This is a genomic window from Flexilinea flocculi, assembly GCF_001192795.1.
Lineage (GTDB): Bacteria > Chloroflexota > Anaerolineae > Anaerolineales > Anaerolineaceae > Flexilinea > Flexilinea flocculi.
This window is the reverse complement of the sequence record NZ_DF968180.1, coordinates 229524-241379: the sequence shown is the minus strand read 5'-3', so window position 1 is coordinate 241379 and position 11856 is coordinate 229524. Positions and strand designations below refer to the sequence as shown.

Here is an 11856-nt window from a genome sequence, read left to right as displayed (position 1 = left end):
AGTTTGACAAATATATTTGAATGTAGAATAATCGAACCAAAGATTATTATGATGGTTCATTGCTGTTCTTACCGAGAAAAGGGCAGAAAATCGACCACTGGAGATCACGCCTCCTTGAAATCTGGTGATGGAATTCAGCACTTTGACAGGATCTCATTTACAGTTCGAAATTTGGATTGACTTTTCGAATCAATCAAGAACAATAATGAATTCTTTTCATATTTTGCATAACTGGAATCAATCTATTTGTTTGCAAAAGAATCAGAAAAAAAAGTATACTTTAGCAACCGAAGCAGAAAAACGAAAACTGAAAAAGACAATAATTTCAGATCGATCTTCGAAAAAACAGGAGCACATCTATGGAATCAATCAGTAAGTCCATCCCCAAAAGGGATCATTTTCCGAAAATCAGCGGAAGCGCAAAATATGTGGATGACCTTTCATTTGAAGGAATGCTGCATGGAAAAATCGTCCGATCCACTGTTGCGTGTGCCGACATTAAAGAAATCCTGATTCCTGATCTTCCTGAAGGTTATTTTGTAATCGATAAGAATGACATTCCCGGAATCAATAGTGTGCATATTGTCGATGATGACACACCGGTTTTTTCAGATGGCACGGTTAATTATGTGGGTGAACCGATTCTGATGGTTGCCGGCAAAGACTTGAAAGTTGTAAATCGGTTAATGAAACTGATTAAAGTGGTCTATGACGAAAAAGAACCTGTCCTGGATATGATGAAATCGGAAACCATCTTTTACCAATATGGTTATACCAAAGGAGACTGGGAGACAGCTTTTCGGGAAGCGGACAAAATTATCGAAGAGGACTTTCAAACCGGTTATCAGGAACATACCTATATGGAAGTGCAGGGTATGATCGGTTTTTATGAGAATGGGAAGAGCATTGTGCGCGGTTCTATGCAATGTCCTTATTATGTGCATACTGCAGTTAAGAGAGCCATGGGACTTGAGTCCGACAAAGTACAAGTCATCCAGGAAGAAATGGGCGGGGCATTTGGTGGCAAGGAAGATTATCCATCCATTTTGGGATGTCAAGTCGCTGTTGCAGCCTATAAAACGGGAAAACCGGTCAAGGTAGTTTTTGATCGCAGTGAGGATATCATTTGTTCTCCGAAACGTCATCCTGCAAAAATGCACTATCGTGCGGCAATCAAGAATGGCAAAATAACGGGAATTGACGCCGATATTGTATATAACTGCGGCGCTTACACAACACTCTCTCCGGTAGTATTGCAGCGCGGTTTGATTTGTGCGACTGGTGTCTACAATTTTAAAAATTTGCGCGTCAGAGGAAAAGGAGTGAAGACAAACACGGTTCCGAACGGCGCTTTCCGCGGATTTGGCGGACCTCAAACTTTTTTTGCGATAGAAATGTTTATGGATCATCTTGCCAAAGAAATCGGCATGGACTCCTTAAGCCTGAAAGAAAGCATGGTAGTCAAACAGGGAGACGACTCGGCTACCAGCGGAAAATATCATTTTCATATACCATTTCCTGAAATGATTGAAAAATTGGATCAAATGTCAGATTTTCGCAAAAAACGGGAAGCATTTCGAAATCAGACCGGCCGATACCGCTCTGGTATCGGTCTCTCGCTCGTTTATCATGGCTGTGGATTTACCGGCAGTGGAGAGCGGGATCTGATTAAAGGTGTCGTCAAGATTGTAAAAAACACAGATGATACCGTCGAATTACTGACAGCTGGAACCGATATGGGACAGGGCTTAAAGACCGCTTTTGCGAAAATTGCATCGGATACGCTGGAGATTCCACTGGAACGGATCATTGTCCAGAACCCGGATACCGACCGCGTTCCAAATTCAGGCCCGACTGCTGCCAGCCGTTCATTGATGGTCGTCGGTAAATTGCTACAACGAGCTGCTGAAAAATTGAAACGGGACTGGAAACCGGGGGAATATCAGGAATTCGTTGAAAAATACGTCCATCCGGATTTTATGATACCCTGGGATTTAAGTAAGTTTCAGGGCGATCCTTATCCGGATTATTCATGGAGCGCTAATGCCGTCGAGGTCAAAGTAGACACACTGACTGCAACAACTGAGATTGTTGGAGCCTGGGGTGTCTATGACGTAGGCACTCCGATTGACATGGCAATCATTAAAGGTCAGATGCAGGGCGGATTTCTGCAGGCAATCGGATACGGATCGATGGAGTTACTGGATGTGAATGACAAAGGCGTGATCCGCAACAATAGTTTCAGCGATTACATCATCCCGACTTCCATGGATGTTCCTCATCTGGAAACCGAAGTTGTAGAAAACACGTACGATAACGGACCATTTGGCGGCAAAGGAGCAGGAGAATTACCGGCAGTTGGCGGAGCACCAGCATATGTTGAGGCGATGGAAAATGCTCTGGGTGTGAATTTGCATCATACGCCTTTCTCACAGGAAGACACCATGAAAGTTTTGGAGGCTTTTAAGAAATGAACGGACAGATTCACTTTACATTAAATGGAGAAAAAGTTACTTCAGACCGACATGCGAATGAACGGTTGCTGGATGTACTGCGCGAGGATTTCAAATTAACCGGTGTGAAGTGCGGCTGCAAAGAGGGTGAATGTGGCGCTTGTTCCGTCCTTCTGAACGGAGTTCTGGCAAATTCCTGTATGGTTGCAATGGGTAGTATAGAGGGCAGTGAAGTAGTGACAATCGAAGGGTACAGCAAAACGAAACGATTTCAGGCGCTTTCTGACGCTTATGCGCAAACAAGCGCAGTGCAATGCGGGTTCTGTATTCCGGGAATGGTTCTGGCTTGTGAAGCACTGTTGGCAAAAAATCCAAATCCGACCGATGCTGAAATCCGGAAAGGGATCTCCGGCAACCTGTGTCGTTGTACAGGATACAATGCGATTGTGGAGGCAGTAAAAATTGCAGCCAGAGAGGGGAAAGGATTATGGTAACTTTTTCCAACGGTTATTTGGTTGATAATTTGGCAGACGCGCTGAAAATTCGATCTGAAATCGATGTAACGCCGTATGCCGGTGGAACAGACTTGATGGTGGATGCAAAAGAAGACGCTGTCTATCTCTTCCTGAATAAAATTCCTGAGTTGCGCAGGATTTATTCAGATGAGCAGTATTTACACATTGGCGCTGCTTGTACGTACACGGAAATCTTTGAAAATTCTTTGTCACCGCAGATTTTAAAAGATGCCATTGATTATCTGGCAGCTCCAGCAATTCGCAATATGGGAACGGCTGGCGGTAATATTTGCAATGCATCTCCGAAGGCTGACACTGCACTGATTTTTTACGTTGCGGACGCCAAACTCCGCATCTGCAATACGTCGGGTGAGCGAATTCTTCCGATTGAAGATTTTTATGTCGGGCGCGGAAAAACTGTATTACAAAAAGATGAGCTGCTGGTTGAAATTTTGGTTCCCAAACAGGGGCTGGAACATTATTATTATAAAAAAGTTGGCGCAAGACAGGCATTAGCAATTTCGCGAGTGGCTTTTGCCGGAATATTCACAACGGAAAATGGAATCATCACTCGCTGTGCCATGGCTTTTGGCTCTGTTGCTGACACAGTTCTTCGATTCCGTGATCTTGAGGCGCTGTTTGTCGGGAAATCGATCGCAGAAGCAAAATCTATCCGCAGCCAATTCATTGCTAATTATGAACAGGCCATTGTTCCGATTCGGGGCAGAGTTTCTGCTGAGTACCGAAAAAGTGTTTGTATGAATCTGCTGGAAGATTTTCTGACTCAGAACGGAATCTAAAAATTCGATTTATAAATCTGAAAGACATCTTCGCAAAATCATGTGAAGATGTCTTTTTTTATCTTTTCGATTTATATTCTTTTTTTAAATCAGTGGGAATTTCCGTTCGTTTTCCGTTTCAATGTTCGAATCAGGATTTTCTCATCGGAGCTAATACGGTAGGACTCTGTTATTTTTTGCAGCGATTTGTTATGCGTGAAGTCATCCAGGCGATCCTGCGCCAGAAAAGATCTTGTTAATTCCGGGAAGGTAACATAACAAACCGATATTGCCCAGGCAACAGCCATTTTTGCATAATACCCATCATGATTGATCTGATCCATACGGGTAAAGATTTGCCTGATATGTTGATCATCAATAAAAAAACATAGTGACATAACAACCGCAAACCGGACGTCGAATTCTTTTTCAGAAGAAAAATACGGCTGCAGAAAATCCCAAACCAGTTCTTTATGTTTTAAAGTAAATTTCAGTTGGCTGCAGAAACTGTCACACACCGCCCAATTATGAATTTTGGGAAGAAATGCCCGAATATAGTCCAATCTCTCATCGGCTTCCATTGAGGCATACCCGATGACTAATCCCTGAAGCAGGATTTCTTCATGCCAATAGCATTCATACTCGGAGAGCCATTTTCGAAAATCATCAGCGGCAATATCCCGAGCAATTTTCCGAATCAGCGGGATTCGGACACCGAGCACAGGGCCAGCGTCCGGAATAAGTTTTAGGCTGAATGCCTGATATTGCGGATCAGCCACTGCCAGCAGTTGTTCACGTGTATTGAAATTCATTTGCCAACCTTACTTCCGTATTCCATTTTATCAGTATGAAATTTTAAAAATCAAATAAGAAAGGGGAGACGATTTGTTATCTTATTTCGATTTGGTGTCACATGAGTGATTTTATAACAGCGATTCGAAATATGGGAGGGATTCTTTGTTTTTATGGAGTTTTTCCCGATTGATTCAAATAACCAGTCTATATTTCGAACAACAGATGAAAAATTTTTCACATCCAACAATGAAAATCGAAATTCCATTTTCATAGAATTTCGGTGTGTATCAAAAGAAAATGTTACTTTGCGGGGATCGAAGAATCAAATAAAAATGTTACCCAACGGTCACGAAAAATGTAGAGATGTGTAGGCATCTCTACGATAGTAAATTGGGCACATCCAGTGCTCGAGTTGCTCCCCAGCAGAGCTCTATCCCCTGGAAGTGCAGGGGCATTTTACCATAAACGATAGGAATTGGCCCAAAGCGAAAAACCCAAGTAGCCAATTTTTATCGTTTTTTTATCGTTACTTTGTTTGATAAGAAGAAGTTTCGGCAAGAATACGGAGCAGATCATTGATTTCTGCAAGGATCTTGACGGGATTTGATGCAATATACAGGTTTACAAGAGAGGCCTTTTTAGGAATGGATAAGACACCAGATTGAAGGAGGATACGACGGTAAGGTGTTTTAGCAGATTCGTATTTAGGAGAAAAGACACCGGCATCTTTATCTGGTCTGGCAATGGTCTTACGTACAGGTTGGAAGAAATTATTGAACACATGGTTCAGTTGATAAATTCGCTGAATGAGTGAAAAATGGTCTGGAGTATAGAAGCGGTTGTATCCAAGCAAACGTCTGACTACGGCCCAGTTCTTTTGTTCAACATGAGCTTGATCGTTCTTCCTGTAAGGCCTTGATCGGGTGAAGATTATCTTTCTTTCCTGATTATTGCAATAATCAAAAAGGAGATGGTTGATGAACTCGGAGCCATTATCAGAATCAATACCAAGGATGGGATAAGGTAAAAGGGATTCAAGCAAAGTCATCACTTCCACAACGGCTTCCTTTGATTTGTTCCGGAGAATGAAGTTATCTGTCCAACCGGTGCATACATCGGTAGCTGTCAACGTGTAAAAGAAAGCTCCTGCTGCTGATTGCCCGCAATGAGCAACAAGGTCTATCTCCAGAAATCCAGGGCGATTATCATCCCAGTCCATCCCCGTTCGGATCGCAATCTGTTTCTTGAGTAATCCGCCGGGCTTCGTCATGGTTTTGCCTTTTCCTTGATGGTTTTTCTTGTATTCCCTCAGATTTCGATTGATAGTTGCCGAACTCATCTCGATTAGCAGACGTTTTTCCTCGGAGGTGAAGTACATTTCATTGCATCGCTCCAGTATATCTATCAGCTCGGAAATGTATGGCTGTAATCGCTGTCCGCAGATATAATTGCTGATCTCGTACAGCCGTTCCAACTTTTCGATTATCTCTCGTGGATACTTCTTTTTTCGCCCAGGTCTCTTTTTGAACGTCTTTGGCCGAAGATCTGAATGCAATAAGCGTATCGCCGTCTTCCTGTGGTAACCGGTACTCTCTACAAATTCATCGAGAATTTTTTCTTTCGCCGCCTTGTTCGCTTTTAGATATCGGGATTGTATTTGCGTTGCTAATTCCAGCCTGCTTTTCTTACTCATTTTGTTACCCATCAGCCTTTCCTCCGCAGCCTATGGTAACAATTTATTTTGATTCATCGATGCTTCTTGGGTAACAATAATTATGATTCACGTCGATTTGCTGGATTTTTCTATCTCTTTCGAATAACCATGTATAATGGATGCAATATAATTTAATATTTATTACTATTTTAATTTCATTTATACAATATGATAAATAATCCACCATTAATAAACTGTTTGTATGAAATCAATAACTCATTTTATTCATAAGAAAAATCAGCTATGGACAATTTTTTCTGGGTTTTGGATCGCAGCATCCATACTTTGTCTGGGAAGTGCTTTCCTGATAAAAAATGATGAAAATCTAAGTAGAAATGAAATATCTTTTCTAATTTCCCTGAGCATTGCTTTTTGTTGTTTTTACTGGTTCATCCAACGTTTAATAAAAAGAAAAAAGATATCTGAAATTTTCATTATTTGTCTTGCTTTGTTCCTCGGAATCAGCGGATCTTTTCTGTTGAATGAGGAAAACACGATTTCCTTTCATTTGCTGAATCAATTTGAGATTGAAGTTCTGGATTTGGATCCAGATGCTGAATTTGATGTTTACTGGGCGTATTGGGCTGAAAAGCCGGATGAACCCGACGCAAAAATCATGGATTATCAGCATTCATTTGACATCAGCTATTCAAGATTTGAAAAAGAAGGTGACTGGAAAATATCCGAAGAGGGATATTTGTCAACCCAAAGTGAAAACGCGCACCTAATTTTTCGAGATCACGGACTGCGGCATCATATTCCGGTTCTATGTTTGAATACACGAAACGGACAAGGAACCATTTCGATGCTATATAACGGGAAAATGGAATTTGTTCATTTTACTGGAAATGATCTTGATCCGGTTCCCGTAACAGGATATTCCTACTCTTTCATATCGGAAATGATCGAAAAAATGATTCTGGGGTTTGTTTTTGCCGGATTTATTTTTCCATTTTTACAGGCAGTTGCAGTTTTCCTTTATTCCAAGCCTCGCCGCCTTATGCAAAAATATCATGAAATGCGAACAGACAAATCGTGGTTTCAGAACGAATTCTTGATCGCAATCATTGCATTTGCTCTTCCGATTTGTATCTTACTGCTGGTCGAAGCATTGATTGGTGTTTTTCCTTTTGGGCAAAAAACTTTTCTGATCATGGATATGGAGCAGCAATATTCAGCCTATTTAGGATATTTAAAGACATTTTTTACCGAAAACAACAATCTCTTTTACACATTCAGCAAGAACTTAGGCGGAGATATGCTGAGTTTATTTGCATATTATCTTGCCAATCCGATAAATTTTCTTACTTGCCTTTTTTCAGTTGAAGATTTTCCGAAAGCGGCGGCCTTGATCATTCTGCTGCGTTTTGGATTATGCGGACTGACCTGTAACATCTTCCTTCGGAAATGTGTCCGGCCGAATTTTTCTTCCATCATCTTTTCAACAGCCTATGCATTAATGGGGTATACCCTCATGAATGCAGAAAATTATTTTTTCATCGATGGAGTCATTTTCTTACCGTTGGTTCTGCTTGGTCTGGAAAAAATATTCTATTCGCACGGTCCCTTTCTGTATGTCTTTTCCCTGGCTGCAATCATCTTTATCAATTTTTACTTTGGATATATGATTTGTCTGTTTTCATTTTTTTATGTCATATATCGAATCCTGATCAGCACTGTCAAACAAGATCCAATTCGGTTCAAGCGCGTTCTTCCGCAGTATTGTCTGGGGACGCTGCTGGGCATCGGGCTTGCCTGCCTATTATTCATTCCGACCATTGTCCAGTTGTCGCACGGAACGAAAGAACTGACTCCCGATCATTTTACTTTCGAGCCAAATTTTCAACTGTTTGATTTAATTCCTAAGATTTTTACCGGGGCATACAGTGATTCTGACCGTGGTAATCTGGGAATTCCGGTCATTTTCAGTGGTATATTTCCGGAGTTGCTTACTCTTTTCTATTTCTTGAACAGAAATATTACCCGGAAAGAAAAGCTGGCATCGTTCAGCCTGTTGGCAATGCTCGCTATTTCATTCCATGTCCGCCTTCTGGATATGATCTGGCATGGTTTCAATAGTCCAATCGGGTGGCCGTACCGCTATGAGTTTTTGTTCTCCTTTGTTGTTATATATTTGGCATACCAGTGCTGGTGTGAGATTTCCGGAATCACATCAAACCTTCTTGCGACTGCTTCCCTTCTGATCATCGCCTTGGGAGTTCTCGTTGAAAAAATGGATTACGGTTTCCTTACAATTAAAGAGATTTACGCCGATGTTTTGCTTTGCTTTTTCTTCTGTATCCTGATTTATTTTTTGAATCGGAAATTCCAAAATACTGAAAATATTAAAAAACATACTGTAGCTTTGATGATGAAATTCCTCATCATGGTTTTCAGTATACTGAATCTCGCGGTAAATGCACATCAAACCTGGTCAATTGAATTGAAAGGGTCTGATTCAGTGGATCATTATCGGGAAAGTGTTCAAAAAATCACGCCGTTAATTGAAAAAGTTCGAGCAATGGATACCTCATTTTATCGGATGGAACAAACCGCCCCTGCCAGAAAAAATGATTCCATGAAGTATGGCTACAATGGATTGAGTCATTATTCTTCCACTACCTATGGCGCTGTCTTATACTTTCTTCAACGGTTGGGGTTCGAACAGATTTTTTATTGGAATTACTATGGCAACGGATCGACTGCGGCAGTTGACAGCCTTTTGGGAATCAAATATGTTATTTCTCCTCAGTCAGATCAATATGAACCGTATCCTAAAAGGTTGGAACAAAATGGAATTGCAGTTTATCAAAACCCAAATGCATTGCCGTTAGCTTTTACTGTCTCAAATAATATATTGGGCAGCTGGTCATTGACAGAGGACCTCTTTGAAGTTCAAAATCAGATGCTCATCGGAATGACGGATCATCAGTTCCCGGCATTGTATCGAAAAGCAACTGTTGAAAAAAGTTCTTTTTCAAATCCGTGTTGGAGTTCTGACGTCACATCGATTAATGAGATCACCTGGGAATTGAAAGCTGACAGTACAGATACGTTGTACGCTTATTTTCCTGCGGAATTGGTCAGTTATTTCGATTTGTCGGTCAATAATAAATTACTCAAAGATTATTTCATGAATGATCGATATGGAATCATCGCGTTAGGCAAATTTAATCCTGGGGAATCCATCAGAATTCGCCTTCGTTTCAACGTTAAAGAACAGAATCTAAATCTGGACTTTCAAAGCGATGAAATCCTTGATTCTGTTCGTAATGCGCAATTCTATTTTGAAGATGCTAAACTGCTGGAAACGTATTTTGGCTTTCTGAAACAGGAATCTGCGAAAATTGAAAAAATATCCAGTTCTCATTTGCGAGGATATGTCACAGTCGGTTCAGAAAAACGATTTCTTCTTTTTTCAATTCCCTATGATCAAAGCTGGATTTTGAGAATTGACGGGAAGCGAACGATTCCGGTTAAAGTATTTGATGCCTTAATGGCAGTAAAAATATCTCCTGGAAATCATTCTTTTGAGATGATCTACCTACCGGAAGGCCTCATTCCAGGTATGGGAATTACAGCTGTCTCTCTCATTATTATCGTGATTTGGCGGGTGTCGATGGTACGGAGACAGAGAAAAAAATAAATTTCTCCAATCGAATTATTTGTAGTATTTTCAGCAGAACAAAGTTACTGTTAATAATTTCCTCACATTCAACAATTCGAAATATGGGGAGGATTTTTTATTGCTGTAATACTATTGCGCAAATCGTAAAAACAATTCACATCGGATAATCCATACCACAATTCGGATTGTTGCTCCCATTTTGAATCACTGATATCCGGCTGATCTGGTGTTATACTTTTTTCGGAAATTCGATTATTCAGGAGCTGAAAACTTTGGACCAAATACTTCCGGTTGGCAAATTACCACCAGAAATCTTGAAAAAACTCATTTCACAGGCGCCAATTCAGAATTCACGCTTATTTATGGGTCCGGGCATCGGATTGGATTGCGGCATAATTGATGATGGAAATAAATATCTTGTTCTAAAGACAGATCCGATTACTTTTGCGACCGAAGAAATTGGATGGTATGCCATCCAGATTATTGCGAATGATATTGCCACAACGGGCGCTGAGCCGTTATGGCTGATGGTGACAGCGTTGTTTCCACAGGATAAGACAGATGAAGCGCTGATTCAGTCAGTTTGTTCACAAGTATTCGATGCATGCAAATCGATGAATATTACGCTTACCAATGCGCACACTGAAATTACTTACGGCATAGATCGTCCGATTTTGATGTGTTCACTGCTTGGTGAAGCTCCAAAAGATAAACTGATAACGCCATGGGGAGCCAAACCAGGGAATGCTGTCTTGGTGACCAAATCCATACCTGTCGAGGGTACAGCATTACTGGCAAAAGAATTTCCAAACCGGCTACATGCAATTCTTACGATAAAAGAACTGGAAACAGCGCAGAACTATATTCATAATCCGGGAATCGGCATTTCAAGAGATGCAAAAATAGCAATCGAAAACGGCAATATTACAGCAATGCATGATCCGACAGAAGGCGGTATTGCAGCAGCATTATGGGAACTTTCGGAAGCCTGCGGTTACACAATTGAAATGGACTCAAGATGTTTACCGATTTCTCCACTGTCTAAAAAAATCTGTGATTTCTTTGAACTAAATCCGCTCAATACCATCGCTTCAGGATCACTGCTGTTTACTGTTGATGAATCAGATGCGGATCGAGTCATCGAGGCTTTGGAGCGTTCAGGAATTCCATGTTCCAGGATTGGAAAGGTTCAAAATCAGCAGCAGGTCCAGATATGGGATCTTGCCAGCAGTGGTCGCCTTGAGCGCCCGGAACAGGATGAAATCGCAAAAATTTTTTCAAAAGAAAAGCCGTTTCAACCTTTAGCGTGAACAATCAGTGATTTAAAATATGGGAAGGATTATTTGTTGTTGTGTTATTTTTACGCAGAGAGCAAAAATAACACAACAACAGTCTCTTTCTTTTCTATAAAAAAATACTCTAATTTCGAAAAGATAGTAACCAATCGATCCAATATTTCTGCTCTTCCAAAGTTATTAAAAATCTGATATCTTCCTCAGACTAATAAATTTATATTTATGGATCAGAATTCTTTACTAATCATGTTTCGTCATTTAATTATCATATAATACAACGAAAAATGAGGATAAAAATAATATTGCACAAGAAATTGAACAATTTATAATAAAAATCGTGCATCGATGGGATATAAATCGTAATTATCAGAAGACAAGGATTATTATTTAAAAAATTTGATTTCAATGATCGCTTTAATAACTCGAAAGAATAGACAACAACCAGCCTACATCACATTGGGAACCGACAAGGGGACTCGAACGGATCTATTCGAAAAAAACAATTTCTTTTACAATATCATCCGAAAATTGCTTTCGATATTGTTGCTTAAAACCATTTCTTTAGAAGGACGAAAGAGCCTGAGTAATTTCATCTGAGCTTCTCAGACAAGAAAATACCCAAGGCTCTTTTTTTTTGGTGATGAATTGAAAAGACTGGAAAATTTTTAAACGGAAAA

The 11856-nt window shown here is 40.4% G+C and carries 7 protein-coding genes; 5 read left to right on the top strand and 2 right to left on the bottom strand.

From position 1 onward, the window contains the following. Positions 1-359 precede the first annotated feature (359 nt). Genes ATC1_RS03125 through ATC1_RS03115 form a run of 3 tightly spaced genes read left to right on the top strand, consistent with a single transcriptional unit; the run spans position 360 to position 3768 of the window. Positions 360-2474: a xanthine dehydrogenase family protein molybdopterin-binding subunit gene (locus ATC1_RS03125; RefSeq protein WP_062278306.1), complete on the top strand. Its 2115-nt coding sequence runs from the start codon at positions 360-362 to the stop codon at positions 2472-2474. Then, on the top strand, positions 2471-2947 hold the full coding sequence (locus tag ATC1_RS03120) for a (2Fe-2S)-binding protein (RefSeq protein ID WP_062278304.1): 477 nt from the start codon (positions 2471-2473) through the stop codon (positions 2945-2947). The genes ATC1_RS03125 and ATC1_RS03120 overlap by 4 nt, the downstream gene beginning before the upstream one ends. Further along, positions 2941-3768 carry an FAD binding domain-containing protein gene (locus ATC1_RS03115; protein ID WP_062278302.1) on the top strand — a complete coding sequence of 276 codons (828 nt, stop codon included), beginning with the start codon at positions 2941-2943 and terminating at the stop codon, positions 3766-3768. Before ATC1_RS03120 ends, ATC1_RS03115 begins: the two co-directional genes overlap by 7 nt. Positions 3769-3857: 89 nt before the next feature. Here ATC1_RS03115 and ATC1_RS03110 read toward each other — a convergent pair whose 3' ends face one another. After that, on the bottom strand, positions 3858-4559 hold the full coding sequence (locus tag ATC1_RS03110) for a DNA alkylation repair protein (protein ID WP_062278300.1): 702 nt from the start codon (positions 4557-4559) through the stop codon (positions 3858-3860). A 509-nt stretch (positions 4560-5068) separates the two neighbouring features. Then, positions 5069-6247, bottom strand: coding sequence for an integrase catalytic domain-containing protein (locus ATC1_RS03100; RefSeq protein WP_062278296.1), 1179 nt, complete (start codon positions 6245-6247; stop codon positions 5069-5071). 487 nt (positions 6248-6734) lie between these two features. On the opposite strand from ATC1_RS03100, the gene ATC1_RS03095 reads away from it, so the two are divergent. Together ATC1_RS03095 and ATC1_RS03085 are read left to right on the top strand one after the other, a co-directional pair. Beyond that, entirely contained in the window at positions 6735-9902 is a 3168-nt protein-coding gene (locus ATC1_RS03095) for a YfhO family protein (RefSeq protein ID WP_172667701.1), read from the top strand. 254 nt (positions 9903-10156) lie between these two features. Beyond that, positions 10157-11194 carry an AIR synthase family protein gene (locus ATC1_RS03085; protein ID WP_062278289.1) on the top strand — a complete coding sequence of 346 codons (1038 nt, stop codon included), beginning with the start codon at positions 10157-10159 and terminating at the stop codon, positions 11192-11194. Positions 11195-11856: the final 662 nt, after the last annotated feature.

Coding starts and splice junctions, on each gene's coding strand:
- ATC1_RS03125 (WP_062278306.1), top strand. CDS start 360: ATGGAATCAATCAGTAAGTCCATCCCCAAAAGGGATCATTTTCCGAAA.
- ATC1_RS03120 (WP_062278304.1), top strand. CDS start 2,471: ATGAACGGACAGATTCACTTTACATTAAATGGAGAAAAAGTTACTTCA.
- ATC1_RS03115 (WP_062278302.1), top strand. CDS start 2,941: ATGGTAACTTTTTCCAACGGTTATTTGGTTGATAATTTGGCAGACGCG.
- ATC1_RS03110 (WP_062278300.1), bottom strand. CDS start 4,559: ATGAATTTCAATACACGTGAACAACTGCTGGCAGTGGCTGATCCGCAA.
- ATC1_RS03100 (WP_062278296.1), bottom strand. CDS start 6,247: ATGGGTAACAAAATGAGTAAGAAAAGCAGGCTGGAATTAGCAACGCAA.